The sequence below is a fragment of the Curtobacterium salicis genome, assembly GCF_011759505.1.
In the GTDB taxonomy this organism is placed as follows: Bacteria; Actinomycetota; Actinomycetes; order Actinomycetales; family Microbacteriaceae; genus Curtobacterium; species Curtobacterium salicis.
In genome coordinates, this window is the sequence record NZ_JAAOYO010000002.1 from 22,293 (window position 1) to 47,639 (window position 25,347).

Here is a 25,347-nt window from a genome sequence, read left to right on the forward strand (position 1 = left end):
GGCGTGGTCGGTCCGGCCTGATCACTCCGGCCTGATCACTCCGGCCTGGTCACTCCGGCCTGATCACTCCGGCCTGATCACTCCGGCCTGGTCACTGCGGCCTGGTCACTCCGGCCTGGTCACTCCGGTGCGATGCTCCGCAGGAAGGCGAAGTGGCCGTGCAGGGCCCGGGTCCCCGACGGCGTGAGTTGGACCCAGGTCCGAGCCTGACCCCGGGCCCGCTGGACGCGACGGAGCTCGACGTAGCCGGCCTCGGTCAGGGTGCGGAGGTGCTTGCTGAGGGTGGCGTCGGTGACGTCGAGTCCTTCCCGCAGGACCCCGAACTCGATCTCACCGCCGCGGGCGAGCATCGCGCAGATCTGCAGACGCTGCGGCGCGTGCACGACAGCGTCGAACACCGGCTCCGGCGCACTCACCGGCGGCCACCCCCGGGCAGGCCCACGGCGAGGTCTCCGGCGAGCCGGCGGCGGGCAGCCGCGTCGGCCACCGGACCGAGCGCGACCGTGACGACGCCGGCCACGATCACGACGACGGCGATCTGCCAGGCCGGCTCGTTCCGGACCAGCACCACGAACGTCATGGCGGCCACGGTGACGACCAGCGCGATGATCGACCACGGGGCACCGAGGGCGAGGAACTTCCACCGCTCGGGGTTCGACCGGGTCAGCCCGATCACGCGGACCCGCCACTGCGAGAGGCTGATGAGCCCGACCACCCCGAGCAGCAGCCAGGCGGTGTCGTCGGGCCCGCTCAGCCCGAACACGACGGCGGCGACGAGCGCGCCACGGAGCAGGTGGACCCACCACGGCGAGCGGACCCGCGCTGCCATCCTCGCCTGGGCGTCGTTCGCGACCTGGAACGCGGCGACGGGGTCGACCGGCTGTGCAGGGCTGTTGTCTGATTGGCTTTCCATGTCGGCAACACTAAGTGTTTCCGAGAAGGAAAGTCAATGGCCGTGCTGGTCGACCGGCAGGATCCGGTCGACGAACAGGTCGATCCGTGCCGCCTGGTGGTCCTGGCGGAGGCGAGCGCCGCGCTGGAGCACGACCAGCCCGTGCAGACCGGCCCAGACGACCTCGGTCAGGAGTTCGACGTCAGCGTCGCCGGCCCGCGACTCGACCGCGGATCGCAGCTCCGCGAAGGCGGACGACGGCGCCGGGCTCGAACCAGGACCGAAGCGCAGGCGCGACGGGCGGCCGAACATCGCGTCGTACACCGCCGGCTGCTCCGTGGCGAAGGACGCGTACCGGTGCGCCACCGCACCGAGGACGGCATCCGACTCCGTCTTCGCCTCCGCCTCCGCCGCCGTCCGAGCCTGGCGGAGCGCGTCGGCCAACTCGCCGAACCCGTCGAGGGCGACGGCGTCGGCGATCTCGTCGAGGGATGCGAAGTGCTTGTAGATGACCGGCTGGCTGTACTCGATCTCGGCCGACAGCCTCCGGGTCGTGACCGCATCCCACCCCTCCTGCTCGGCGATGGCCCGTGCGGTCGTCGTGATCAGGCGGCGCCGGGAGGCACGCTCGCGAGCTCGCCGTTCCTCGATGGTCATGCGCGATGGTAGCGCTGCTCGCGATGAGAGCGCGAGTCTTGACGATGGTTCGAGTCAGGGCTAGCGTCGCTGACCACAATCACAGCTAGCACCGCTAGCCCCCACGGAGGAGAAGGACCATTGGACGCACGCGCTCTCGCCGAGACCTACCTCGAGATGCTCAACACCCACGACCCGGACCTCGTCGACGCCTTCGTCGCCGAGGACTACGTCAACCACAACGTCGTCGTGCCGGACGGCCGAGCGGCCAACCGGACGTTCTGGGCCGGGTTCTTCACGGGCCTCCCGGACGTCGTCGTCACCATGGAGGACCTCGTCCTCGCCGGTGACCGCGTCGTCGGCCGGTTCGTCTACCGCGGCACGCACACCGGCGAACTCATGGGCATCCCGGCCACCGGCGCCACGGTCGAGATGCGCAGCATCGACATCTGGCGGGTCGAGGCCGGGCGCTTCGTCGAACACTGGGACGAGCTGAACCTGATGGAGGTCTTCCAGCAGGTCGGGGTCCTCCCCCGGCTCGGCGGCAGCACCACGGAGTCCCGGTCGTGATCGTCCTCGCAGAGGTCACCGCACTGCTCGCCGTCCTCGGCGTCGGACTGGTCTGGGGCACGGATGCGTTCTGCGCGCTCGTGCAGCGCCCGGCCCTGACCCGCGTCGACGACTCCGCGCTCACCGCGGTGATGGGCAACGTCCACCGGTACGGGGACCGGCGGATGCCCGTCCCCGGCGTGGTCGGGCTCGTCGGGTCGCTCGCCGCCGCCGTGCTGGCAGCGCTGACGGGGCATTCCGCTGCGGCGAGCGCCGCGGGCGTCGGGTTCGTCCTGCTCGTCGTCTGGCTCGTGCTCTACGTCCGTGTCAGCGCACCGATCAACCGCACCCTGACCGCCGCGGCCGACCGCGGCGAGACCCCCGCGGACGCTCGGGCGCTGCAGGCCGGGTGGGATCGGATCATCGTGCTCCGTGCCGCGTTGCAGGGTGTGGCGTTGCTCGCGCTGGGCATCACCCTCGTCCTGCTCTGACCCGCTCGCAGCACACCGATCCCGCGTCGGACGACCTCCTGGCCGCGGAGCGGGACCGGTCGAGCGAGGTTCCGCCGCCGGTGCGGATGGGCTGGGACGGCGGGCTCCGCGCCGGTCTCGACGCTCAGGCTCCCGCGGGGACCGCCGCATGCACGGCACGGACGCGGAGGAAGTCGAGTTTCTCCGCATCCGGGCCGCGCTCGGTCGTGGAGTACACGACGAGCTTCACGTCCGAGTCGGGCACCGTGAGCACGTCGCAGTCGAGGGTGACGTCGCCGACGAGGCGGTTGTGCACGGTCTTGACCATCGATCGGTGAGCGGCGGCGCGGCCCTCGTCCCACAGTGCTGCGAAGCGGGTGCTCTCGGCGCGGACCCGCGCGATGAACGACCGGAGCCGCACGTCGCCGTCGAGCACGGTCGCGGTCCTGCGGAGGTCGGCGACGAGCGCACGCTCGAAGCCGTCGGACCCGCCGTGCGCGGTCGCGACGTCCGCGACGCTGCCGTCGATGAACGTCTGCACGATGAGGTTCTGGGGCTGGCCGCTGCCCGTCGGCGCGGACCCGAAGAGCGCCTGCCACAGCGGGGTGCAGTGCAGGAGCGTCCAGTCCGCCGCGAACACCGCCAAGGGCAGGTCCGCCATGCGGACGAGCATCCGCTGCACACCCGGCGGGATGTGGTCCGAGACCGTCCCCGACCCGGGCGGAGCGAGGCCAGCGGCTCGGTGGAGCAGGTCCGTCTCCGTCCGGTCGAGCTGGAGCGCCCGGGCGAGTGACGCCACGATCTGCACCGACGGTGTCCGTGAGCGCCCCTGTTCGAGTCGCATGACGTAGTCGACACTGACCCCGGCGAGTTGCGCGAGCTCTTCGCGTCGGAGCCCGGTCGTCCTCCGTTGGCCGGACGACGTGAGCCCGACGTCCTCCGGGAGCAGCCGGCCCCGCCAGGCACGGAGCAGCTGGGCGAGGGTGTCGGCGTCGGCAGGCATGTCCTCATCCTCCACCGGACCGAGGACGGCTGCCTGGTACTGCTTGTCCCAGCCAGCCCGTGCGCGAGCGCCCGCTCGTCGGGTAGCACGATCTGTCCCTGGTCGGCCCCGTCGTCCGCCCACAACCTGGAGTCCGATCCGCGCAACCGCGCGATCGGTACGCACCAGGACCAGGGAGCACCATGACCACCACCCTCATCACCGGCGGCAACAAGGGCATCGGCTACGAGACGGCGAGGCGCCTCGTCGCCGCCGGGCACACCGTGTGGATCGGCGCACGCGACACCGGACGTGGCCGCGCGGCAGCCGACACCCTGGGCGCGTCCTTCGTCCGACTCGACGTGACGGACGACGCGTCCGTCGCATCGGCGGTCAGCACGGTCCGCGACGAAGCAGGGCGCCTCGACGTCCTCATCAACAACGCGGGCATCCTCGGCGACGTCACCACCCCCGGGGACATGACCGTCGACCAACTCCGGACCGTCTACGAGACCAACGTGTTCGGCGTCGTCCGGGTGACCAACGCGTTTCTGCCACTGCTCCGACTGGCTGAGTCACCCTCGGTCGTCAACGTGACCAGCGGACTGGGTTCCTTCACGTTGGTCCACGACCCGGAGCGTGTCGAGTCCCAGTACCCGCTCGCGGCCTACGGGTCGTCGAAGACCGCGCTGACGATGCTGACCATGCAGTACGCCAAGACCACTCCCGACGTGCGGTTCAACGCCGTCGACCCCGGCCAGACCGCCACCGAGTTCACGGGGAACCTCGGGCACGACGTCTCCGACGGCGCCGACGCTGCAGTCCGCATCGCGACCCTCGGATCCGAGACGCCCACCGGGACGGTGACCGACCGAGAGGGCGTCCTGCCCTGGTGACGGCGGGCCGCTACCGGTCGACGGGCTGGTGTCGGTGCGGCACCAGCCCGCGGCCCCGCGACAGGCGCGGCGGGCTGGTGGTGGACCGTGGTCACGGAGTCGTCCCTCCGCCGAGGGCCGTCTCGATCCTCGCGATCGTCCGCCGCATCGCGTACTCGTCGTGGTTCTGCTGCTCGTCGAGCGTCCAGAGGTGCACCGTCGTCGGGCCGGTCTCCCGCCGGGCCAGGGAGATCGCGATGCCCCACCGGTTCGTACTGCCGAGCGGGGTCGGATCACCGAACACGTCGAAGCCGGAGATCTCCTGCCTCGTGGCGATCAGGACACCACCACCGCCGCCCTCGTCCGGCCAGGCGGTCATGCCGCTCCGGTCGAACCCGAGGTCGCACGGGAACCAGACCCGGAGGTCCGGGCGCCACGCGTCGAGCTCGTCGTAGGTCGAGCCGGTGGGGTGGGCGTTCACGAAGAACGTGCCCGGGCTCGCGTCACTCTTCCGCTGGAGGCGCTCTCGGCGTCGGCGGTTGGTCACCGTGATGACGAGCCCGGCCGCGAAGCCGGTCGTGACGAGGCCGCCGAGCCGGAGCACCTGGAGCAGCGCCTGCGTGTCACCGGTGCCGACGAGGACCGCCAGGACGAGCGTCGCCGCGCCGAACACGCTGGTGAGGACGGTCAGGAGGATCGTCGACGGTCGCATGACTCGACGATGCCAGACAGGGGTCGGGTCAGGGCGTCATTGCTCGTCCGGTGGGTCGAGGTGGCCGAACCGACGATCGCGCCGTCCCGGTGGTCGACCACCTAGCGAGCGGGCGTCTCGTCGGGGTCGCGCGGCCGGACGACCGACGTGTCCGCCCCGGGCCGTCGGAGCACCAGAGCTGCGCAGCCGCTGGCGAGACAACCGCACACGACTGCCCCCGCCGAGTCGAGTTGCGAGGGCCAGGATCGGCTGCGGGTCGCCGCTCTCCGCCCCGCCATCCGTCACAACGCCAGCGCCAGTGATCGGAAAGTTCGACGAGCTGCCCTTCACATCCCTCACTCGGGAAGACTGCCACGGGTACTTCCGGTCCGTTGTCTGCAGCGTTCTTCGTCACCGAGAACGTCGACGCAAAGTACCCAGGAAGAGGCCTGTGCGGCAGCAGGGCGGTCATCCTCGTCGTGCCGTGCAAGAGGCGCCCGGCTCTGTGCGAGCCGGGCGCCTCTTGCATCAACTACTGACCGAACCGACCCAATGCGGTGCTGTACTCGTCGCGGTTGGCGCGGACGTCCGCTCCGAGCAGAAGCTCTTCAGCGCCTCGGGTCGCAGTCCAGCCACCATCGATCGGAAGCACCGTGACCTTCCGTAGCCCGCGCTCCCAGGCCCCGACCAGCTCGCTGGTCACAGCGGTCTCCGGACTGTCCTCGAGCGCCGGTAGCGCTCGTGATTCGGAGCGCTGGTCGAAGACCCACGCCTCGAACGCGTCATGATCGATGCCGCTCCACCCGTACTTGTCGTGCCACCGCTCAACGTTCCGCTCCACCGGCGCTTCCTGCACAGCGGCAGCCCACTCGGACGCCCAGCGGGATGCGAGCTTGTCGCGGTCCGCCCCTGGCGCGGACGATGACCCAACCGGCACATTTCCTGCCGCAGACGGCGCTTCCCCTGGAATTTGCAACGACCAAGCAGCGCGGACGAAAAGAAGTTCCAACAGCTCGAGATCATGGTCGTCGATCACCATGGTCATCGCTTCCGGCCATTCGGAAGGTTCGTGCGTTTCTTCGGAGTATTTCATCATGCCTCCTTTTGCCGCCCATCGGACATCTCCAACGCAGTCAAGGGTGGCGACCACTGCGTGCCGCCACCCTAAACCTGATCGGTCAGTACGCGTCCGTCGGTGCCCCGGCGGCGCAGACCTCGCCGTTGACGAGCAGCGCCGATGAACCCGCACGAACGGTCGCGTGCGCTGAGGCGTTGCCCGAGATCGCGACGTCGTGCGTCGCGCTCCATGTCGGCTTGTTGTTGAGTCCGCTGAAGCCGTTACTGAACGTCTTCGTCAGGGTCGAACCGTCGACGTTCCAAGTGTGCTGGATCGATGTCGCCTTGACGGAGTAGGACGTTGCGATCCGCACGCCGTTGGAGTATCGGACGATGTTCAGGCTGGACGAGCCGCAGTTGCCGCGGACGATGTTCTTGACGCTCACGCCACCGGGCTTCGACACCTGCGTGGCAGCGGCATCCTTCATTGCCTGCTTCTTCGCTGCTTCGGTGATCGGGACAGAACGCTGAACGCCGTCGGCATCCGTCTCGATCTTGTAGCCGTGAGCCTCGGCGACCTTTGCGTCGTAACCGACCACTGTCATCGGCATGGTGACAGTGGTGCTGTCGACCGCCGTGTTCGCAGTGGCGGGTGCAGCTACCGCGACCCCCGCGGCGACGGTGCTGAACACGACAGCGGCGGCCAGCTTTGATGAGATTCGCAAAATGATTCCCCCTCCAGAAAGAGCGCATCGTTGCGCCTTCTGATAAATGATCACGAATTGGATCGCCTTCATTCTGACCCTGGTCGTGAGGAACTGTCAGTCGCATTTGATGCCGACATTACTTGTACCCCGGCGGACGAATCGAGCTGGCCAGGCTGCGGAGATGACTCGGTCGACGGCCCAGCGCCAGCCATCGGGTGCGGCACGATCACAACTCGCTGTCCCTGTCAGCCACAGCACGGCCAACCAGATCCTCGCTGGTGAAGCCCGCTCGATGAATCCCTGGCCAGGCGCAGTCGAACGCTCGCATGCAGTGCTGGGCGACGATCAACTGGACGACGTCGTCGAGCACGCAGAAGCGTTGGCCAAGCTCCAGGCACCGGGCAGCGTGGCGGGATGACCGAAAGCCCCGCGCTCGCGTCTCGGAAGCGAAGCTCCTCACGCTGGACGAGGTGGACCCGACCGAACCCGGCTACCCCGTCGGCGATGACCTGCCCCTCATCTGCTGCCAGGACTCCTCAAGTTCCCGAAGGAGAACCTGCCGCCGCTGACCCAGGCGCTGCGCTACAAGTCCCGCGAATGGTCCGACTTCCACGGCTACGCCGGGAACATGGTCGAGAACAGCAACTCGATGCCCACGGCACCGAAGTACGGATCCCTGCACGACCACCTCGACCGGCAGTCACGCGGGTTCGCGTCCGGCTTCGTGTTCCTGACGTTCCTGCTCGTCGCACGCAACATCAAGCAGATCTGCGACTTCCTGAAGGCGAAGGAGATCGCAGACCGCCGAGCGGCTGAGAACCGACCGCCAAGGAGACTGCCGATTCGGCGATGCCGAGACCGCGAGTTCTTCAGGGACTACACCGGCACGCGTCCTGGTGGAGTACCGGACCTCGAGGTCCGTCAGGCGCGAGCCAAGGAGCGACGGGAGAAAGAAGCCAAGGCAGCCGCGGCCAACGCCAGTCGATCGACGCGAGCTCGGAAGGGAGCTACGGAGCAGGGCTCAGCCCACAAGACCCAGAACGAAGAGAGGCCCGCAACCAACCGGCTGCGGGCCTCTCTTCGTTGTTGGGTTCTTGAGTCGCCCCCTCGGTCGGGCTGACAGGATTTGAACCTGCGACCCCTTGACCCCCAGTCAAGTGCGCTACCAAGCTGCGCTACAGCCCGCGAGTCCCAGAGGACCCAGACCCCGTCTCCACGAGGGAGACTGCGAGCCCTGCCCCACACCCGACCGAGCGTGGAGCAGCCCGTCAAGCATAGCGGAAGCGGAAGCCCCACCGCGCCACGGCATCGGAGCCGGGCGCGTCACCCCCGCAGGTGCATCGGCTGGACGATCCGGCGTTCGCGCGACAGCCACGGCAGCGCGAACCCGGCGAGCAGTGCCCCGAGTCCGTCCGCCGCCAGGTCGCCGATCGTGTCGTCGTAGCCGACGACGATCGTGTCGTCGACGAAGTTGTGGCCGAGCCACTCGCCGATCTCCCACACCGAGCCGACCGCCATCCCGGCGGCGAGCGCGACGAGGGCCGAGAGCAGCACGCCGGCACGTGGGGCCGAGGCGACGACGCCGACGTCCGAGGCGATCACGACGAGCAGTGCCGCGAGCAGGCCGACCAGGATGACGTGGACGATCTTGTCCCAGAGGAACACGGTCGTGTACCAGTCGAGCGCGCTGCTCCATGCGGCGACCAGGCAGAGCAGCACGACGGCCGCGTCGAAGGTCGGGCGCAGCCCGAGCATGCGTGGGACGACCGCGCCGAGGAGCGCGAGCGACATCACGGCGAACGCCACACCGCCCCACCCGACGGTGGCGACGGGCAGGCTGACGAGCGTCGCGATCCGCAGGACGTCGGCAGCCCAGACGGCGCCGTGCGGCCGACGCAGGAACGTCGTCCCGAGGGTCGCGATCACGCGGTGGCTCCGAAGGACAGCACGGCGTGCACGGCGAGGTGGTCGGACGGCCACACTCCGCCGGGCCGCCGGGTCGAGATCGCGACGCGGGACACGTCGGCGTCCTCCGTGGCGAGCACACCGTCGATGCGCGGCTTGTCGGCACGCGGCTCCCGGTAGGCGGCGTACGTACCGAGTTCCGCCGTCTCCGGCCGGGAGGCACGTCCCCAGGTGTCCGGGATGCCCGCCTCCGCCAGTGCGCGCCACGGCGCCGACCCGGCGGGTGCGTTGTAGTCGGCCATGACGACGGCGGGCAGGCCGGACTGGGCCACGATCCGGCCGAGCAGCTGCGCCGAGCGGAGTCGTGCCCAGGGCGATGCGACGTCGAGGTGCGTGGCGAGGGCGAGGAACCGTCGACCGGTGGCGTGGTCGTCGAGGACGGCGCCGACCGCATGACGGGGGAAGGCGGTGGCCCACGAGCGGGAGCCGGGGCGCAGCGGTGTCCGGGACATCGCCCAGGACCGGCGCTCGACGACGGTGCAGCGTTCGGTGTCGACCAGGAGCCCGACGGCCTCGCCGTCGCCGAAGCGGTCGCGTCCGAGCAGCAGGGCTTCCCAGCGCGACCCGATGCCGGTGGCGAGGTCGACTGCTTGGGGGCGGAGGGCCTCCTGGACGGCGAGGACGGTGGGTTCCTCCGAGGCGACGAGCGCGACCACGGCGTCGCGGCGGTGCTCCCACGAGTCCGGGTGACCGGTCGGGCGGGGCACGCTCCGGCGCAGGTTGAGGGTCATGCAGTGCAGGTCGGGAGCCCCCACCGGCCCGATGAGCGGTCGGTCGTCGGCCTGTCGGTGCATGCTCCCCTTCTACGAGGCGGCACGGCTGCGGTTCTCAGGGTGACGGCCGCTCGGCTCCTAGGGTGGGCCGATGCGTTCTCGACCTGCCCGTTCCCTGCTCGCACTCGCGATGACCGGTCTCGTGCTCGGTGTGGCCGCCTGTTCGAGTGCTCCCCCGGCCCCGCGGCCGACGTTGGCCCGCGCTGCGTCGGACGCCGTGACGGTGGTCGCGCAGGAGTCGGCCGCGGAGCGTTCGGTCCGGGCGAGCCGTGCCCTGTTCCGGTCCGCGCCCGGTGCCGTCGTCGCGCCCACCGGGGACGCCGATGCCGTCCGCACGGCGGCGAGCGCTGCGGTCCGTGCGCATGTGCCGGCCCTGCTCGTCGACTCCGGCTCGACGGCGTCGACCGATGCCGTGGCCGATGAGCTCGAGCGTCTCGGCGCGTCCTGGTACCGGGCGGTCGGGGACGTGACCCTCGACACGCGGGTGCCGGAGCGGGACGCACCGGAGGCGGGCCAGCGGGCGGAGGCGGGGCGGGCCTCCCGGCAGACGGTGCTCGTGGCGGACCGGTCCGAGGACGCTGCGGCGGTGGCGACGGCCCGGGCCGCCGGCGCTCAGCTGGTGGAGATGCCCTCGGGCGTGTCGGACCCGGCCGCGTCGGGGTCGGTCGTCCGGGCGATGCACGACGCGGCGGGACACCCGACGCTGCTGCTCGGCGCGTCCTTCGCTGGCCTGCAGGACCCGGAGTGGGTGGTGCGGGCGGCGCAGACGGGGTACCGGATCGGCGCGGGAGGCCAGCGTCCCTTCGACGGCCACCGCTACACGGCGCTCTACGGCGCGCCCGGGGCGCCGGTGCTCGGAGTCCTCGGCGAGCAGGACCCCGCCGCGAGTGTCACGCGGGCCCGGAAGCTCGCGGCGGAGTACCGCGGGCTGTCCGACGTGCCCGTGACGCCGGCGTTCGAGGTGATCGCCACGGTCGCCGCGGGCGAGGCCGGTGACGACGGTGACTACTCCCGTGAGCTGCCGGTGTCGACCCTCGAGCCGTACGTCGATGCCGCGCACGAAGCGGGCATGCCGACGATCATCGACCTGCAGCCCGGTCGCAGCGACTTCCTGACACAGGCGGAGCGGTACGAGTCGCTGCTGTCGCGACCGGACGTCTGGCTGGCGCTCGACCCGGAGTGGCGGCTCGGCCCGGACCAGGTGCCGCTCAAGCAGATCGGCACGGTCAGCGCCGCAGAGGTGAACGGCGTGTCGAAGTGGCTCGCCGGGCTCGTCCGACGCGAGGGGCTGCCGCCGAAGGCATTCGTCCTGCACCAGTTCCGGTCCTCGATGGTGTCCGACCGCGGTTCGCTGGCGTCGCACCCGGAGCTCGACCTGCTCGTGCACGTCGACGGGCAGGGGTCGCAGCCGGACAAGCAGGCGACGTGGAAGGCGCTGCACGACGGCGGGCCGGACGGACTGCACTGGGGCTGGAAGAACTTCTTCGACGAGGACACGCCGATGCTCACCCCGGAACAGACCATGTCCGAGGTGCAGCCGACACCGTCGTTGGTCACCTACCAGTGAGCAGGCGCGGGTTCTCCACAGCCTGACGCGTCCCGCTCAGCGGCGACGCGAAGCGTTGCGCGGGGCGCGCCGACCGAGCCTGCGAGGGAGGTGCCGGGTTCGTCGGTCGGTCCTGACAGCATGGGGGCATGAGTTCACCTGCTGCCTCCCCCGTCCCGCCGGCTGCGGCCGTGCCTGCGACCGCGGTGCCAGCCACCACGGCGCCGTCCGCTGCCGTCGCGGCCGAGGCGCAGGAGGCCCTGCTGGCGCTGACGGGTCGGGCCGACGCGGTCTTCCACCCCGGCCAGCTCGAGGCCATCTCCGCCCTGGTCGAGCACCGGCAGCGTGCGCTCGTCGTGCAGCGCACCGGGTGGGGCAAGTCCGCCGTGTACTTCCTCGCCACCCTGTTGCTCCGCCGTCGGGGCGGTGGGCCGACCGTCCTGGTGTCGCCGCTGCTCGCCCTGATGCGTGACCAGGTCGCCGCGGCCGCCCGAGCCGGTGTCCGAGCGGTGTCGATCAACTCCGCCAACGCCCACGAGTGGACCGAGACCCAGGCGGCCCTCGCACGTGACGAGGTGGACGTGCTGTTGGTCTCCCCCGAGCGCCTGAACAACCCGAAGTTCCGCGACGAACAGCTGCCCGCGCTCATCGGCCGGATGGGCATGCTCGTCGTCGACGAAGCGCACTGCATCTCCGACTGGGGGCACGACTTCCGCCCGGACTACCGGCGCCTCGCCGAGCTGATCCGGTCCCTGCCGCACGGCGTGCCCGTGCTCGCGACGACGGCGACCGCGAACGAGCGCGTGGTCGAGGACGTGGCCGAACAGCTGACCGCCGGCCCCGAGGACCCGGTGTTCACCATCCGTGGCTCACTCGCCCGCGCCTCGCTGCGACTCGGCGTCCTCACGCTGCCGGACGCCCGTGCCCGTCTCGGCTGGCTGCTCGCGCACCTCGGCGACCTGCCCGGCAGCGGCATCATCTACACGCTCACCGTTTCGGCTGCCGAGGACATCGCCCGGCTCCTCCGCGAATCGGGGTACGCCGTCCGCGCCTACACCGGCCGGACCGACAACGACGAACGTGAACAGCTCGAAGGGCAGCTGAAGAACAACGAGCTCAAGGCGCTCGTGGCGACGAGCGCACTCGGCATGGGGTTCGACAAGCCCGACCTGGGCTTCGTCGTCCACATCGGCGCGCCGTCCTCCCCCGTCGCCTACTACCAGCAGATCGGTCGTGCCGGGCGCGCCACCGACAACGCCGACGTGCTCCTGTTGCCCGGGCGTGAGGACCAGGAGATCTGGCAGTACTTCGCCAGCGCCTCGATGCCGACCGAGTCCCGCGCCTCCGCGGTGCTCGGTGCCCTCTCCACCGACAGCGCCATGTCGACCGTCGCCCTCGAAGGACTCGTCGACATCAAGCGGTCGACGCTCGAGCTGCTCCTCAAGGTGCTCGACGTCGACGGTGCCGTCCGTCGGGTCGGCGGCGGCTGGGTCGCGACCGGTCGGCCCTGGGAGTACGACGCGGCACGGTACGAGCGGGTCGCTGCGGCCCGCGCGGCCGAGGCGGCGTCGATGCTCACGTACGAGTCGACCAACGCCTGCCGCATGCAGCTGCTGCAGCAGGACCTCGACGACCCCACCGCCGAACCCTGTGGCCGGTGCGACAACTGCGCCGGTGCCTGGTACCCGACCGACGTCTCGGACGCCGACCGTACGGGTGCCGCGAACGCCCTCGACCAGGTGGGCGTCGAGATCGCCCCCCGCGCGCAGTGGCCCTCCGGCATGTCGTCGCTCGGCGTCGCCGTCAAGGGCAAGATCCCGGCCGGCGAACTCGTCGCCCCGGGTCGCGCCGTCGCCCGACTCACCGACCTGGGCTGGGGCGGTCCGCTCCGCGCCCTGTTCGCGAACGCCACCCCGGACGCTCCGGTGTCCCGTGAACTCGTCGACGGCTGCGTCCGGGCGCTCAAGGACTGGCCGTGGGAGACCCGGCCGACCGGCGTCGTCGCGATGTCCTCGCGCTCCCGGCCGCAGCTCGTCGCCTCGCTCTCCCAGGGGCTGTCCTCGATCGGTCGGTTGCAGCACCTCGGCACCCTCGATCGCAATGGGGGAACACCGCGTGGGGACGGTGCGACCAACAGCGCGTACCGGCTGTCGGGCGTCTGGGACACCTTCGTCGTCGGCCCGGAACTCGCGGCAGCACTGCAGGCGCACGACGGGCCGGTCCTGCTCGTCGACGACCTGGTCGACAGCCGCTGGACGATGACCGTGGCGGGGCGGGAACTCCGGCGGGCCGGAGCGTCCGCCGTGCTCCCGTTCGCCCTCGCCACCGTGGCCTGAGCCCTACGCGGCCGACCCGATCGCGTCGAGCTCGGCGACGGCGTCGTCCGGCAGTGCGAAGCCGGCCGACGCCACGTTGTCCCGCAGGTGGTCGACCGACGACGTCCCCGGGATCAGCAGCATGTTCGGCGAGCGCTGGAGCAGCCATGACAGCGCCACGGTCAGGCGCGAGACCTCCAGGCGCTCCGCGACCCGGTCGAGCGCGCCGGACTGGATCGGCGAGAACCCACCGAGCGGGAAGTACGGCACGTACGCGATCCCCTGCGACGCGGTGAGGTCCACGAGGGCGTCGTCCTCACGACGGGCGACGTTGTACATGTTCTGCACGCAGACGATCGGCGCGTAGCTCTGCGCCTCCGCGAGCTGTTCGGCGCTGACGGTCGACAGTCCGATGTGGCGGACCAGCCCGTCCTCCTGCAGTCGGGCGAGCGCCTCCACCTGCGGGGCGATCGAGCCCGACTCCGGAGCGTCGAAGCCGCCCATCCGGATGTTCACGACCTCGAGCTGCTCGAGTCCGAGGGTGCGGAGGTTCTCGTGCACCTGCGCCACCAGGTCGTCCGGCTGCCGGGTCGGCACCCAGTTGCCCTCGGCGTCCCGCACCGAGCCGACCTTCGTCACGATGTGCACGTCGTCCCCGTACGGCGACAGTGCTTCGCGGATGAGTTCGTTCGTGACGTGCGGGCCGTAGAACTCGGCGGTGTCGATGTGGGTGATGCCGAGCTCGACGACGGTCCGGAGCACCCGGAGTGCCTCGTCGCGGTCGGCGGGCGGACCGAACACGTGCGGCCCGGCGAGCTGCATGGCGCCGTACCCGACGCGGGTGAGTTCGAGGTCGTCGGCGAGGCGGAACGTGCCGCCGGGGAGCGATGTCGTGGTCATGTCCTCCACGATGCTCCTGGGTGCTGCATCCGACCCGGGCCTACGGTTGCCGGCGCACCGGCTTCGGGAACGTGAGCCGCATGTGGTCGCTCGTCAGGACGTCGCCGATCCCCACCATCAGGACCGAGAACACGATCTGCTCGATCACCATCCAGAACGGGTAGAGGCCGGGGATCGCCGCGATCACGAGCGTCACGATCGGGAAGATCCGGCTGAACAGCCGCAGCCGCTGGTACGCCCAGTAGTACCCGAGCTGCGCCCGCCATGCGAACACGTAGAGCGTCAGGGTGATGAGCAGCACGACGGTCGCGCGGAACCAGACCGCCCACGGCACCGTCTCCCCGGCTCGGGTCAGCAGGACGGCGACGACGATCGCGGTCAGTCCGACGACGGTCTCGGCGACGAGCAACCACCGGATCCACCGGAACGACCGGACCGTGTCGGGGTGGGCGAGCATGTCCTCGCGGATGACGTAGCCGCTCTGCCGTCCGCCGGCCAGGCGGTCCAGGCGGAGCCGGTTCCACGCCCGGTCAGCGGTCGCTGCCAGGCCGGAGGGTCGCTGCGTCACCGTCCCATGGTGCCGTATCCGGCGGGGCGGCGGTGCCACGGGCCTCCCGGACGGCTGAGAGTCCCGTCGGACGCCGGTCGCTGGTCTGCCTGGAGGCGCACCCGCCTCCCCCGCGCCCGCCCGCTCAGAAGACGGGCAGCAACTCGGCGCCGCCGAGCAGGTCCCCGGTGTCGGCGTCGAAGAGCAGCGCCGAGTGCACCACGGGCGGGAGGTCCTGCGGGTCGACCATGACCAGGACCGGGTGTTCGCCGTCCGGGGTGAACGAGCCGAAGTCGGCGGGGACGTCGTCGCCGGTCCACTGCGCCCGCTCGGTGCCGATGACGTCGCCCGCTGACAGCTCGACCCGCACGGCACCGACGTGCGACCCGGACGTACCGGACCCGGACGTACCGGACCCTGACGTGCCGGACCCTGACGTGCGGGGCCCTGACGTGCGGGGCCCTGACGTCACCCGCACGCTGGTGAGGGTGATCTGCACGACCTGTTCGCCGACGACCTCGAGCCGGACGCTGCCGTGGACGTCACCGCCGATGGGGACCAGATCGCCCGCGATCGGCAGGGCACGTCGCCACCACGGGCCGGTTGCCTGCGCCTCGTCGACGGGCAGGCCGGTCGCGGCGTCGATGACGGTCGTCTCGTCGCTCGTGGCTGTGCCGGTCGCTGTGCCGACACCGTCCGGACTCCCGCTGGCGTCTGCCGTCGGCGCGTCCGGGATGAAGCCGTGGCCGATCGACATCTGCGGCCCGTCAGCGGTCGGAGACGGGTCCGGCGTCGGCGCTGCGGTCCCGCTGCCCGGGCCGGACCACTGCGCCACTGCGCCGACGCCGACCACGACGAGCAGCACGAGCCCGGCCACGAGGGGCCATCGACGTCGTGACGTCGATCGCTCCCCTCGTGGCGCGGACATGGCCGATCAGCGCTTCCGGCGCTCGCGGACGCGCATGTTGACCACGATCGGCGTGCCGTCGAAGCCCCAGACCTCGCGCAGACGCCGCGTGATGAAGCGGCGGTACTGCGGGTCGAGGAACGCCGAGGTGAAGAGCACGAACGTCGGCGGCTGGCTCGACGCCTGCGTGGCGAAGAGGATGCGGGGCTGCTTGCCGCCGCGGACCGGGTGCGGGTGCTCCTGGACCAGTTCGGCGACGAAGGCGTTGACCTTGCCGGTCGGGATGCGGGTGTCCCACGACTCGAGTGCGGTCTCGAGGGCCGGCACGAGCTTCTCGAGGTGGCGACCGGTGCGTGCGGAGATGTTGACACGGGGGGCCCAGGCGACGTGCGCCAGGTCCTGCTCGATCTCGCGCTCCAGGTAGCGACGACGCTCGTCGTCCAGCAGGTCCCACTTGTTGTAGGCGAGGACCAGGGCACGCCCGGACTCGAGCACCAGGTCGATGATGCGGAGGTCCTGCACCGACACCGGCTCGGTCACGTCGAGGACGACGACCGCGACCTCGGCCTTCTCGAGTGCGGCGGTGGTGCGGAGCGACGCGTAGAAGTCGGCGCCCTGCTGCAGGTGCACGCGCTTCCGGATGCCGGCGGTGTCGACGAAGCGCCAGGTCTTGCCACCGAGTTCGATCTGCTCGTCGACCGGGTCACGGGTCGTGCCCGCGAGCTCGTTGACGACGACTCGCTCTTCGCCGGCGGCCTTGTTGAGCAGCGAGCTCTTGCCGACGTTCGGGCGGCCGAGGATCGCGACGCGACGGGGGCCGCCGATCTCCTGCTTGGCGACCGCGGACACGTCCGGGAGCGTCGAGATGATCAGGTCGAGGAGGTCCGCGACACCACGGCCGTGCAGCGCCGAGACGGGGTGCGGCTCGCCGAGACCCAGGTTCCAGAGTGCGTAGGCCTCGAGGTCACGGCGCTCGTCGTCGGACTTGTTCGCGGCGACGATGACCGGACGGTCGGTGCCACGGAGCATCTTGACGACGTGCTCGTCGGTGGCGGTGATGCCCACCGTGACGTCGACGACGAACAGCACCGCGTCGGCGAGGTCGATCGCGACCTCGGCCTGGGCGGCGACCGAGGCGTTGATGCCCTTGGCGTCGGGTTCCCACCCGCCGGTGTCGACGATCGTGAAGCGCTTGTCGTTCCACTCGGCCTTGTAGCTGACGCGGTCACGCGTGACACCGGGGGTGTCCTGCACGACGGCTTCGCGGCGGCCGAGGATGCGGTTCACGAGCTGCGACTTGCCGACGTTCGGGCGGCCGACGATCGCGAGCACCGGCAGCGCCGGCAGGTACGCGACGCCGTCGACCCCGAGCTTGCCGGCTTCGAGGAGCGCGAGGTCCTCGTCGTCCAGGTCGTACTCGTCCAGGCCGACGCGGAGCGCGCTTGCACGCTGGTCCGCTTCGGCGTCGTCGATGCCGGCGAGCCGCTCTCCGAGCGAGTCGTCGTACTCGGGGAAGTCGTCGTCGCTTCGGTCGTCCAGCTGCGCCATGGTGGTTTCCTTGCCGGCGGCCGGTGGGCCGCGTGTTCGTGGTTCAGGTGCGGCCGTGTGGCCGGGTTGCTGTCAGTTCGTGGCCGAGCGGGCCAGGTCGACCACCGCCTGCACGGTCTGGTCGAAGTCGAGGTCGGTGGAGTCGAGGGTGGTGACGCCGTCGGCGGCGTTCATGAAGTCGACGACCTTCGCATCGGCAGCGTCCCGACGGGCGAGGGCGGCCGAGGTCTCTTCGGCCGACTGGGTCGTGACCTCTGCCGACCGACGTGCCATCCTAACGGATTCATCGGCGGTCAGCAGGATGCGGACTTCGGCGTCCGGCGCGACCACCGTGGTGATGTCGCGGCCCTCGGTGATGATGCCCTGCCCGTCGGCCATCCGCATCACCTGCCGGAAGAGCGACACGAGCTTCGCGCGGACCTCCGGCAGCTTCGCGATGTGCGCCACGGCAGCGGTGACCTCAGGCGTCCGGATGGCGTCCGTCACGTCGACACCGCCGACCCGCACGAAGTAGTCGTCGGGGTCGGTGCCGATCGCGTAGTCGAACGAGTCGAAGGCCGAGACGACCGCAGCCGCGTCGTCCAGGTCCACGCCCTGCTGCAGCGCGTGCCAGGCGAGCGCTCGGTAGGCGGCACCGGTGTCCTGGTAGCCGAAGCCGAGCGCGCGGGCAGCCGCACGCGAGACGCTCGACTTGCCGCTGCCGGCGGGACCGTCGACGGCGATGACGAACTTCGCCACGAAGGCACCCGCGGGCAGACCGGCCGGCATCGGGTCACGCGTCGAACCGAGTTCGCCGCCGCCCTGCCCGCCGGCGCCGCCGGTGACGTCCCCACCACCGAGGGGGCCGGGCTGGTCTGCGGGCGTCGGCAGACCGGAGTCGGGGGCGTCCGGGCCGCCGGTGACGCCGGACTCGAGCGTGGTGTCGTTGTCGTTCAGGCCCATGCTGCTGCGATCCTCCATCCGCGACCCTCGAGTTCCTCGACGAGTCGCTGTTCGTGCTCCGGGACGACCGACACCTCGACGATGCCGATCTGCGCTCCGGGCGAGTGCTCGAGGCGCAGGTCCTCGAGGTTGATGCCGAGTTCCCCGATGGTGGTGAGGAGTTCGGCGAACTGCCCGGGTCGGTCGTCGATCAGGACGACCACCTGGGCGAAACGTGCGGTGGTCCCGTGTTTGCCGGGCAGGCGCTCGACACCGCGGTTGCCCGAGGCCATCGTCTCGGCGATCGCGCGTGGAGACCCGGGCGCAGCGGGGTCGGCGAGCGCGACGAGCACCCGGTCGAGTTCGTCGCGGAGGTCGGCGAGCACCGGGCGGATGTGTCCGGCGTTGGCACCGATGATCTGCACCCAGAGGCCGGGATCGCTCGCGGCGATGCGCGTGACGTCGCGGACACCACCGCCGGCGAGACCGAGGGCTTCGCCGGGGGCGTCGCGGAGGCGCGAGGCCATCAGGGTCGCGACCAGCTGGGGCGCGTGCGAGACGACCGCGACGGCCCGGTCGTGCGACTCGGGGTCCATCGGGACGACGGTCGCGCCGAGGTCGAGGGCCAGGTGTTCGACCACTGCTGCACGCTGGTGGCTGATGTCGTCGTGACCGGCGATGACCCACGGGCGACCGATGAACAGGTCGGCCCGAGCAGCGGTCGGACCACTGCGTTCGCGGCCCGCCATCGGGTGCGAGCCGATGTACCGCGAGACGTCCGCCCCGACGGCGCGCAGCCGGTCGAGTGGACCGGACTTGACGCTCGCCACGTCGGTGACGACGGCGTTCGGATGCGCGCGGAGTTCACGTTCCACCACGGTCGCGGTGACGTCCGGCGGCACCGCGACGACGATGAGCTCTGGTTCGTCGCCGTCGGCGGGTGGCCGTCCGGCGCCGTAGTCGACGGCGAGCGCGAGCGCGGCCGGGGAGACGTCGTCGAGGACGACCTCCACACCCTTGTCTCGCAGTGCCAGACCGATCGAGGCGCCGAGCAGGCCGGTCCCGACGATCCGCACCGGCCCACGCACGCGCCGGTCGATGTCGGCGCGCGACGGATGCGCGTCGGTCGCGGTCGTGCTGGCGTCGGTCACCCGGCAAGCCTACCGAGCGCGGGTGCCCGGCAGCAGGACGGCGCCGGGCCTGTGGAGAAGTCCCCACCGGCCCGGCGCCGTCCGAGTCGCGGTCGGTCCGCGACGATCAGCCCGCGAGGGTCAGTCCGTGCTCTCCGCGTCGTCGTCGCCCGTGCGGGTGTCCGCGGTCCGGGCGATGCCGAGCAGCTTGCCGAGCTCGACCGTGGTCAGCTCGCGCACCTCGCCCGGCGCCAGGCTCCCGAGCTGCAGCGGTCCGAACGACCGGCGCACGAGTTCGAGCACCGGGTGTCCCACGGCTTCGAGCATGCGGCGCACGATCCGGTTGCGGCCGGAGTGCAGCGTGATCTCGACGAGCGACTCCCCGCGCGAGGACTCGAGCAGCCGTGCCTTGTCGGCAGCGATCTGGCCGTCCTCCAGCTCGATGCCCTCGAGCAGCATCTGCAGCGTGGAGGGGACCATGTTGCCGTCGACCTTCGCGACGTAGGTCTTCGTCACACCGAACGACGGGTGTGCCAGGACGTGGGCGAGCCCGCCGTCGTTGGTCAGGATGAGCAGCCCCGCGGTGTCGAAGTCGAGTCGGCCGACGTTGAACAGCCGCTCCTCGAACTGGTCGACGTACTGCGACAGGTCGGGACGGTCGTGCTCGTCCTGCATGCTCGACACGACACCGGTCGGCTTGTTGAGCACGACGTACCGTCGGGAGGTGTCGGTCTGCACCGGCACGCCGTCGACAGCGACCTCGTCGGTGTCCGGGTCGACGCGGCGACCGAGCATGTCGGCGACCTCGCCGTTCACGGTCACGCGGCCCTCGGAGATCAGGTTCTCCGCGACCCGTCGGCTCGCCACACCGGCAGCGGCGATCACCTTCTGCAGGCGCTCACCGCCTTCCTGGAGGTCCGGCTCGCCCCCGTCGGTCGCCGTCCCGTCCGCCGGGTCCCAGTCGAGGATGATCGGGCGTTCGGGCGTGCCCTCGGCGGGGCGCCCGGCATCGTCGCGCTCACCGGCCGGGAGCGGCGTGGTCCGCTTGCGCGCGGGGTCGTTGCGGGGGCTCGTGGTGCCACCGACGTAGCGGCGGCCGTTGTGCCACACACTGCTCGGGGCGCCGTCTGGGCTCCGACGGTCCTCGCGGCGGGGGTCGGCACCGCGCTCGGCGCCACGGTCGTCCGGACGACGGGAGTTCCCGCGGTCGTCACGCCCGCGGTACCCGCCACGCTGCTCGTCACGGCCACCACGTTCGTCACGGCCACCACGGGAGTCGCGTCCCTGGTACCCGCCACGCTGCTCGTCACGGCCACCGCGTTCGTCGCGGCCACCACGGGAGTCGCGTCCCTGGTACCCGCCACGGTCGTCGCGTGCACCGGTCCGGCGGTCGCCGGCGTCGTCGCGGCGCACGAAGCGTCCACGGTCGTCGTCACGGCTCACGAACCCGCCGCGGTCGTCGCTGCGTCGGTCCGTGCCGCGCGTGTCGCGCTCCGGACGCCCGCGGTACCCACCGGCGGCACGATCGTCGTTGCCGCGGTACCCACCGGACGGACGGTCCGCACCACGCTCGTCACGACCGCGGTAGCCACCGGTCGGACGGTCACCGCCACGGTCGTCACGACCGCGGTAGCCGCCGGTCGGACGGTCCCCACCACGGTCATCGCGCCCACGGAAACCACCGGTGGGACGATCCCCACCACGGTCATAGCGCCCACGGAAACCACCGGTCGGACGATCCCCACCACGCTCGTCACGCCCACGGTAGCCGCCGGTCGGACGGTCCCCACCACGGTCATCGCGCCCACGGAACCCACCGGAGGCACGGTCGTCACGACCGCGGTACCCACCACTGCTGCGCTCGTCGCCGCCGCGGAAGCCGCCGGCCGGACGGTCACCACCACGCTCGTCACGGCCACGGAACCCGCCGGAGGAACGGTCGTCACGACCGCGGTACCCCCCGCCGTTCCGGTCATCGCCGCCGCGGAACCCGCCCGTCGGACGGTCCCCGCCACGCTCGTCACGGCCGCGGTAGCCGCCCGTCGGACGGTCCCCACCACGCTCGTCACGCCCACGGAAACCACCGGTCGGACGGTCCCCGCCACGCTCGTCACGCCCGCGGTAGCCGCCGGTCGAACGGTCCCCGCCGCGCTCGTCACGCCCGCGGTACCCACCACGGTCGCCGCCGCCGGCACGGTCATCGCGCCCGCGGTACCCACCGGAAGAACGGTCGTCTCCCCCGCGGTACCCACCGCGGTCGCCACCGGCGCCGCGGTCGTCACGCCCGCGGTACCCGCCGGAGCCGGCCCCGTCGCGTCCGCGAGGTGCGTCGTCGCGGCGACCCGAGCCTCCCGGCCGGTCACCGCCCGGACGTCCGGACCCGCCGCGGCGGTCGTCGTCTCGTCGTGCTCGGTCGTTCTGGTCAAACCCGGCCATCGGGGATCCCTTCGGTCTGCCCGAAACCGTCCGCGCCGTCCTCCAGGAGGGGCGAGATGAGCGGAAGCTCGTCGAGCGAGTTGATGCCGAGCTGCTGGAGCAGCAGCTCGGAGGTGACGTAGTTGATGGCGCCGGTCTCGGAGTCGGTGAACGACTCCTCGATGAGGCCGCGCGCCACGAGCGTGCGGACCACGCCGTCGACGTTGACGGCCCGGATCGCGGCGATCTGGGAGCGGGTGATCGGCTGCTTGTAGGCGACCACGGCGAGTGTCTCGAGTGCCGCCTGGGACAGGCGCGCCGGACGTTGTGCCTCGACGAACTGTTCGACGACGCCGTCGAGTTCGGCACGGACGTAGAACCGCCAGCCCCCGCCGACCTCGCGGAGTTCGAAACCGCGGCGCACGGTGCCGTCGACACCGTCGAAGTCGGCGACCAGGCGGTCGACTGCCTGCCGGACGACGGGGACCGGCGCGCCGACCGCGGCGGCGAGCGCGACGAGGGACTGCGGCTGGTCGGCGATCATCAGGATCGCTTCGAGCTGGCGGTCGACGGGCGCGTTCATGTCGGCTGCGACAGGGGCTTCCGACGACAGCCCGGCATCACGGTCGGCAGCGGCCGCACGCAACTCGAGTTCCAGCGCCCGGGCGTCCCCGATCTCGTCCGAGCCGCCGGGTTCGGCGGATCCCCCGGCGCGCGACCGAGCGCCGTGCGCGTGCACGTCATCCGTCATAGTCGGCTCCCAGGTTCGCGAGGCTCTCGTCCGTCCAGTCGAGTGCGGTCCACCGGAGGACCAGTTCCCCGAGCGGTTCGAGTTGTTCGAACGTGATGGAGGCGTTCCGGTACAGCTCCAGGATCGCGAGGAAACGAGCCACCACGATACCCGCCTGCTCGACCCCGGCGACGAGTTCCCGGAACGTGACGTCCGGCATCCCCTCGTCGGCGCGGGTGCGGAGGACCGAGACCACGATCGCGGCCTGCTCCCGGATGCTCACCGCGGGCGCGTGCAGGTGGTCGAGTCCGACGGTCGGGATCTCCCGCGGCGCGAAGGCCAACGCCGCCAACGCCGCGAAGTCCTGCACGGACAGCGTCCACACCAACTCGGGGGTCCTGGCGCGGAAGCGTTCCTCGAGTCGGACGCTCCGGACGTGCCGCCGCGACTCGGCGCCCCATCGGTCACCGAACCAGTCCGCCGCCTGCTTGAAGGCCCGGTACTGCAGCAGTCGGGCGAACAGCAGGTCACGGGCTTCGAGCAGGGCGACGTCCTCGGCGTCGACGAGTTCACCCTGGGGCAGCAGCCCGACGATCTTCAGGTCGAGCAGGGTCGCGGCGACCACCAGGAACTCGCTCGCCTCGTCGAGTTCGTCGCTCGACTCCGCCTGCCGGACGTAGGCGATGAACTCACCGGTGACGGCGCTCAGGGCGACCTCGGTGATGTCCAGCTCGTGCTTCGTGATGAGCGACAGGAGCAGGTCGAACGGTCCGTCGAAGTTGCGGAGACGCACCCGGAACCCGGGTGGGGTCGTGGCGCCGACCGGCGCGTCGGTCGCGCTCTCGGCGTGTCCGGCGACGACGGACGGGAGGCTCGTGGCCGGGACCTCAGGCGACGGCGCCACGCTGGACGAGCTCTCGGGCCAGCTGCCGGTAGGCATGGGCCGCAGCGTGGTCCGGAGCGGTCTGCGTGATCGGTCGCGCCGAGACGGTCGCGTCCGGGAACTTCACGGTGCGCCCGATGACGGTGTCGAGGACCCGGTCACCGAACGTCTCGACGACGCGCTCCATGACCTCTCGCGAGTGCAGGGTCCGCGAGTCGTACATCGTCGGCAGGATCCCGTCGAGCAGCAGCGCCGGGTTCAGCCGGTCGCGCACCTTGTCGATCGTCTCGATGAGCAGGGCGACACCGCGCAGGGCGAAGAACTCGCACTCGAGCGGGATGAGCACGCCGTGCGCCGCGGTGAGGGCGTTCACGGTGAGCAGCCCGAGCGACGGCTGGCAGTCGATGAGGATGACGTCGTAGTCGTTCGACACCTTCCGCAGGACACTGGCCAGGATCTGCTCGCGGGCGACCTCGTTGACCAGGTGCACCTCGGCGGCGGACAGGTCGATGTTCGCGGGGATGACGTCCAGCAGCGGCACGTTCGTCGGCTGGATGACCTGGTTCGGGTCCTTCACGGCGCCCATCAGCAGGTCGTACACCGTGGGGATGTCGTGCGTCCGGACACCGAGGCCGGCGGACAGCGCACCCTGCGGGTCGAAGTCGACCGCCAGGACACGGCGGCCGTACTCCGCGAGCGCGGCGCCGAGGTTGATGGCGGTGGTGGTCTTGCCGACCCCGCCCTTCTGGTTGCACAGGGAGATGATGCGCGCGGGACCGTGGCCGTCCAGCTCTTCCGGCACGGGGAACGCCCGCACGGGCCGACCGGTCGGACCCGTGACGATGTCGCCGGTGCCGGAGGCTGTCGTCGGGATGCTGCTCACCGGGCCATCGTACCGGCGCAGTCGCGGGTGGCCGGGCCGCACCGCCGCGTGGGGCGCGGGTCGGGGCGGACGGAGGGCGGGCCTCCCGGCCGTGACGGACCGGCACGCGGTCTCGGTTCCGGTGCTGCTCGTGTCCGGAGTCCGGTCCTGCCGGTGTCCCGGTTCCGGTGCTGCTGGTCAGGCCGCGCGGAGCGCGACGCGCATGCTGTCGACCCGTTCCGCGATCACCGGGTCGCCTGCCCACCGCTGCTGCAGGCGTCCGACGAGCTCGGCGATCTGCTCGCGGTCGAGACCGGCGATGAGTCGGAGGCCGACGGTCAACTCGGGCCCGGCGAAGCGCGACAGCGGGTCCCCCGGCGACAGCTCGATGCGGACCACGGCGGGCTCGGTCTCGATGGTGCCGGCGAACGCGCGCGCGACCTCCGGGTCCTCGGAGCAGGGCGTCCACGGCAGGTCCTGGCCGAGCGCCCACACCGCAGGCCGACGGAGGACGAACTCGGTCGGTGCCGTCGGGTCGAGCACGACGAGCTGCGTGTCCTCGCTCGCAGCGGCCATCGCGACCCGGCGGGACTCGACCGGGATCGGGCGTGCGTCCGCGTCCCACGAGCGCATCGCCTCGACCGAGGTGAACGCGGGCATCACCGCACGACCGTCGGGGCCGGCGACCGTGACGATGGAGAGCTCCTGGGTCTTGTCGACGATGCGGCCGTCCGGGGTCTCGCCGACGTCCCCGGCCTCGGCGACGAGCGGGATGAGCAGGCGTGCGTCCCGGAGCGCAGCGAGGACGGCGGAGTGTGAGCCACCCTCCGCGACCGCACTGATCGCGGCGACCAGGGCCGGGTCGGCCAGACCGTCGTCCTCGGTGAAGGTCGTGTCGTGCGCGTCGAACGTCCGCCCGGCCCAGGGGTTGCCCGCCGAGTCAGCCGCGTGCCCGTGTGCCGCGTGCTCCGGAGCCGACTGCGCGTGAGCCGCCTGCTCGTCGGGGTCCGGGCCCGTGCCGCGGCCGTTCGAGATGCCCGCCACGGA

The 25,347-nt window shown here is 71.3% G+C and carries 27 protein-coding genes and 1 tRNA gene; 6 read left to right on the forward strand and 22 right to left on the reverse strand.

Going from position 1 to position 25,347, the window contains the following annotated elements:
• Nucleotides 1-119 precede the first annotated feature (119 nt).
• The 3 genes from E9228_RS16940 to E9228_RS04460 are packed head-to-tail and all read right to left on the reverse strand — an operon-like array spanning nucleotide 120 to nucleotide 1,549.
• Nucleotides 120-416, reverse strand: a complete 297-nt coding sequence (locus E9228_RS16940) for a transcriptional regulator (RefSeq protein WP_166779434.1) — start codon at nucleotides 414-416, stop codon at nucleotides 120-122.
• A complete protein-coding gene (locus E9228_RS16945) occupies nucleotides 413-913 on the reverse strand; it encodes a hypothetical protein (protein ID WP_166779435.1) in 501 nt (166 codons plus the stop codon). Before E9228_RS16945 ends, E9228_RS16940 begins: the two co-directional genes overlap by 4 nt.
• 33 nt (nucleotides 914-946) lie before the next feature.
• A complete protein-coding gene (locus E9228_RS04460; RefSeq protein WP_166779436.1) occupies nucleotides 947-1,549 on the reverse strand; it encodes a TetR/AcrR family transcriptional regulator in 603 nt (200 codons plus the stop codon).
• A gap of 120 nt (nucleotides 1,550-1,669) precedes the next feature.
• Here E9228_RS04460 and E9228_RS04465 point away from each other — a divergent pair, with 120 nt between their 5' ends.
• Together E9228_RS04465 and E9228_RS04470 are read left to right on the forward strand one after the other, a co-directional pair.
• Nucleotides 1,670-2,098, forward strand: coding sequence for an ester cyclase (locus E9228_RS04465; protein WP_208385595.1), 429 nt, complete (start codon nucleotides 1,670-1,672; stop codon nucleotides 2,096-2,098).
• Nucleotides 2,095-2,568, forward strand: coding sequence for a DUF1772 domain-containing protein (locus E9228_RS04470; RefSeq protein ID WP_208385596.1), 474 nt, complete (start codon nucleotides 2,095-2,097; stop codon nucleotides 2,566-2,568). The genes E9228_RS04465 and E9228_RS04470 overlap by 4 nt, the downstream gene beginning before the upstream one ends.
• A 124-nt stretch (nucleotides 2,569-2,692) precedes the next feature.
• Here E9228_RS04470 and E9228_RS04475 read toward each other — a convergent pair whose 3' ends face one another.
• On the reverse strand, nucleotides 2,693-3,550 hold the full coding sequence (locus E9228_RS04475) for a helix-turn-helix transcriptional regulator (RefSeq protein WP_166779437.1): 858 nt from the start codon (nucleotides 3,548-3,550) through the stop codon (nucleotides 2,693-2,695).
• Between the two features lie 182 nt (nucleotides 3,551-3,732).
• Here E9228_RS04475 and E9228_RS04480 point away from each other — a divergent pair, with 182 nt between their 5' ends.
• Nucleotides 3,733-4,425: an SDR family NAD(P)-dependent oxidoreductase gene (locus E9228_RS04480; protein WP_166779438.1), complete on the forward strand. Its 693-nt coding sequence runs from the start codon at nucleotides 3,733-3,735 to the stop codon at nucleotides 4,423-4,425.
• A gap of 91 nt (nucleotides 4,426-4,516) precedes the next feature.
• Here the strand turns inward: E9228_RS04480 and E9228_RS04485 are convergent, their stop codons facing one another.
• From E9228_RS04485 to E9228_RS04500, 4 genes are all read right to left on the reverse strand, one after another.
• On the reverse strand, nucleotides 4,517-5,116 hold the full coding sequence (locus E9228_RS04485) for a hypothetical protein (RefSeq protein WP_166779439.1): 600 nt from the start codon (nucleotides 5,114-5,116) through the stop codon (nucleotides 4,517-4,519).
• A gap of 511 nt (nucleotides 5,117-5,627) precedes the next feature.
• Entirely contained in the window at nucleotides 5,628-6,188 is a 561-nt protein-coding gene (locus tag E9228_RS04490; RefSeq protein WP_166779440.1) for a hypothetical protein, read from the reverse strand.
• Between the two features lie 85 nt (nucleotides 6,189-6,273).
• Nucleotides 6,274-6,948: a hypothetical protein gene (locus E9228_RS04495; RefSeq protein WP_166779441.1), complete on the reverse strand. Its 675-nt coding sequence runs from the start codon at nucleotides 6,946-6,948 to the stop codon at nucleotides 6,274-6,276.
• A gap of 136 nt (nucleotides 6,949-7,084) precedes the next feature.
• Nucleotides 7,085-7,228 (reverse strand): hypothetical protein, encoded by a 144-nt coding sequence (locus tag E9228_RS04500; protein WP_166779442.1) that lies wholly within the window; start codon nucleotides 7,226-7,228, stop codon nucleotides 7,085-7,087.
• 258 nt (nucleotides 7,229-7,486) lie between these two features.
• Here E9228_RS04500 and E9228_RS04505 point away from each other — a divergent pair, with 258 nt between their 5' ends.
• Complete coding sequence (locus E9228_RS04505; protein WP_166779443.1) at nucleotides 7,487-7,978, forward strand: hypothetical protein; 492 nt, start codon at nucleotides 7,487-7,489, stop codon at nucleotides 7,976-7,978.
• Here the strand turns inward: E9228_RS04505 and E9228_RS04510 are convergent.
• The 3 genes from E9228_RS04510 to E9228_RS04520 all read right to left on the reverse strand — a co-directional run bounded on the left by E9228_RS04510 (nucleotide 7,970) and on the right by E9228_RS04520 (nucleotide 9,617).
• Nucleotides 7,970-8,043: transfer RNA gene (locus E9228_RS04510), tRNA-Pro, on the reverse strand. The two genes, E9228_RS04505 and E9228_RS04510, sit on opposite strands and share 9 nt — an antisense overlap.
• A 138-nt stretch (nucleotides 8,044-8,181) precedes the next feature.
• Nucleotides 8,182-8,784, reverse strand: coding sequence for a DUF2238 domain-containing protein (locus E9228_RS04515; protein WP_166779444.1), 603 nt, complete (start codon nucleotides 8,782-8,784; stop codon nucleotides 8,182-8,184).
• A complete protein-coding gene (locus E9228_RS04520; protein ID WP_166779445.1) occupies nucleotides 8,781-9,617 on the reverse strand; it encodes an endonuclease/exonuclease/phosphatase family protein in 837 nt (278 codons plus the stop codon). Before E9228_RS04520 ends, E9228_RS04515 begins: the two co-directional genes overlap by 4 nt.
• Before the next feature lie 70 nt (nucleotides 9,618-9,687).
• Here E9228_RS04520 and E9228_RS04525 point away from each other — a divergent pair, with 70 nt between their 5' ends.
• Complete coding sequence (locus tag E9228_RS04525) at nucleotides 9,688-11,163, forward strand: hypothetical protein (RefSeq protein ID WP_166779446.1); 1,476 nt, start codon at nucleotides 9,688-9,690, stop codon at nucleotides 11,161-11,163.
• 128 nt (nucleotides 11,164-11,291) lie between these two features.
• Nucleotides 11,292-13,478 (forward strand): RecQ family ATP-dependent DNA helicase, encoded by a 2,187-nt coding sequence (locus E9228_RS04530; protein ID WP_252727771.1) that lies wholly within the window; start codon nucleotides 11,292-11,294, stop codon nucleotides 13,476-13,478.
• Between the two features lie 3 nt (nucleotides 13,479-13,481).
• Here E9228_RS04530 and E9228_RS04535 read toward each other — a convergent pair whose 3' ends face one another.
• From E9228_RS04535 to E9228_RS04585, 11 genes are all read right to left on the reverse strand, one after another.
• Nucleotides 13,482-14,357 carry an oxidoreductase gene (locus tag E9228_RS04535; RefSeq protein ID WP_166779447.1) on the reverse strand — a complete coding sequence of 292 codons (876 nt, stop codon included), beginning with the start codon at nucleotides 14,355-14,357 and terminating at the stop codon, nucleotides 13,482-13,484.
• Nucleotides 14,358-14,397: 40 nt separating this feature from the next.
• Nucleotides 14,398-14,925 (reverse strand): hypothetical protein, encoded by a 528-nt coding sequence (locus E9228_RS04540; RefSeq protein ID WP_166779448.1) that lies wholly within the window; start codon nucleotides 14,923-14,925, stop codon nucleotides 14,398-14,400.
• Nucleotides 14,926-15,049: 124 nt separating this feature from the next.
• Entirely contained in the window at nucleotides 15,050-15,781 is a 732-nt protein-coding gene (locus E9228_RS04545) for a hypothetical protein (protein WP_166779412.1), read from the reverse strand.
• Nucleotides 15,782-15,838: 57 nt separating this feature from the next.
• Nucleotides 15,839-17,359, reverse strand: a complete 1,521-nt coding sequence (der, locus tag E9228_RS04550; protein WP_166779449.1) for a ribosome biogenesis GTPase Der — start codon at nucleotides 17,357-17,359, stop codon at nucleotides 15,839-15,841.
• 72 nt (nucleotides 17,360-17,431) lie between these two features.
• On the reverse strand, nucleotides 17,432-18,127 hold the full coding sequence (gene cmk, locus E9228_RS04555; RefSeq protein WP_166780110.1) for a (d)CMP kinase: 696 nt from the start codon (nucleotides 18,125-18,127) through the stop codon (nucleotides 17,432-17,434).
• Nucleotides 18,128-18,291: 164 nt separating this feature from the next.
• A complete protein-coding gene (locus E9228_RS04560) occupies nucleotides 18,292-19,431 on the reverse strand; it encodes a prephenate dehydrogenase (RefSeq protein WP_166779450.1) in 1,140 nt (379 codons plus the stop codon).
• 120 nt (nucleotides 19,432-19,551) lie between these two features.
• Nucleotides 19,552-20,304, reverse strand: coding sequence for a pseudouridine synthase (locus E9228_RS16950; protein WP_252727797.1), 753 nt, complete (start codon nucleotides 20,302-20,304; stop codon nucleotides 19,552-19,554).
• A gap of 1,528 nt (nucleotides 20,305-21,832) precedes the next feature.
• Nucleotides 21,833-22,576: an SMC-Scp complex subunit ScpB gene (gene scpB, locus E9228_RS04570; RefSeq protein ID WP_208385597.1), complete on the reverse strand. Its 744-nt coding sequence runs from the start codon at nucleotides 22,574-22,576 to the stop codon at nucleotides 21,833-21,835.
• On the reverse strand, nucleotides 22,566-23,459 hold the full coding sequence (locus E9228_RS04575) for a segregation and condensation protein A (RefSeq protein ID WP_166780112.1): 894 nt from the start codon (nucleotides 23,457-23,459) through the stop codon (nucleotides 22,566-22,568). Before E9228_RS04575 ends, scpB begins: the two co-directional genes overlap by 11 nt.
• Complete coding sequence (locus E9228_RS04580; protein ID WP_166779452.1) at nucleotides 23,443-24,321, reverse strand: AAA family ATPase; 879 nt, start codon at nucleotides 24,319-24,321, stop codon at nucleotides 23,443-23,445. The genes E9228_RS04575 and E9228_RS04580 overlap by 17 nt, the downstream gene beginning before the upstream one ends.
• 177 nt (nucleotides 24,322-24,498) lie before the next feature.
• Entirely contained in the window at nucleotides 24,499-25,344 is an 846-nt protein-coding gene (locus tag E9228_RS04585) for an SseB family protein (RefSeq protein ID WP_166779453.1), read from the reverse strand.
• Nucleotides 25,345-25,347: the final 3 nt, after the last annotated feature.

Coding starts and splice junctions, on each gene's coding strand:
- E9228_RS16945 (WP_166779435.1), bottom strand. CDS start 913: ATGGAAAGCCAATCAGACAACAGCCCTGCACAGCCGGTCGACCCCGTC.
- E9228_RS04460 (WP_166779436.1), bottom strand. CDS start 1,549: ATGACCATCGAGGAACGGCGAGCTCGCGAGCGTGCCTCCCGGCGCCGC.
- E9228_RS04475 (WP_166779437.1), bottom strand. CDS start 3,550: ATGCCTGCCGACGCCGACACCCTCGCCCAGCTGCTCCGTGCCTGGCGG.
- E9228_RS04480 (WP_166779438.1), top strand. CDS start 3,733: ATGACCACCACCCTCATCACCGGCGGCAACAAGGGCATCGGCTACGAG.
- E9228_RS04485 (WP_166779439.1), bottom strand. CDS start 5,116: ATGCGACCGTCGACGATCCTCCTGACCGTCCTCACCAGCGTGTTCGGC.
- E9228_RS04490 (WP_166779440.1), bottom strand. CDS start 6,188: ATGAAATACTCCGAAGAAACGCACGAACCTTCCGAATGGCCGGAAGCG.
- E9228_RS04495 (WP_166779441.1), bottom strand. CDS start 6,948: ATGAAGGCGATCCAATTCGTGATCATTTATCAGAAGGCGCAACGATGC.
- E9228_RS04505 (WP_166779443.1), top strand. CDS start 7,487: ATGGTCGAGAACAGCAACTCGATGCCCACGGCACCGAAGTACGGATCC.
- E9228_RS04520 (WP_166779445.1), bottom strand. CDS start 9,617: ATGCACCGACAGGCCGACGACCGACCGCTCATCGGGCCGGTGGGGGCT.
- E9228_RS04525 (WP_166779446.1), top strand. CDS start 9,688: ATGCGTTCTCGACCTGCCCGTTCCCTGCTCGCACTCGCGATGACCGGT.
- E9228_RS04530 (WP_252727771.1), top strand. CDS start 11,292: ATGAGTTCACCTGCTGCCTCCCCCGTCCCGCCGGCTGCGGCCGTGCCT.
- E9228_RS04535 (WP_166779447.1), bottom strand. CDS start 14,357: ATGACCACGACATCGCTCCCCGGCGGCACGTTCCGCCTCGCCGACGAC.
- der (WP_166779449.1), bottom strand. CDS start 17,359: ATGGCGCAGCTGGACGACCGAAGCGACGACGACTTCCCCGAGTACGAC.
- cmk (WP_166780110.1), bottom strand. CDS start 18,127: ATGCCGGCCGGTCTGCCCGCGGGTGCCTTCGTGGCGAAGTTCGTCATC.
- scpB (WP_208385597.1), bottom strand. CDS start 22,576: ATGACGGATGACGTGCACGCGCACGGCGCTCGGTCGCGCGCCGGGGGA.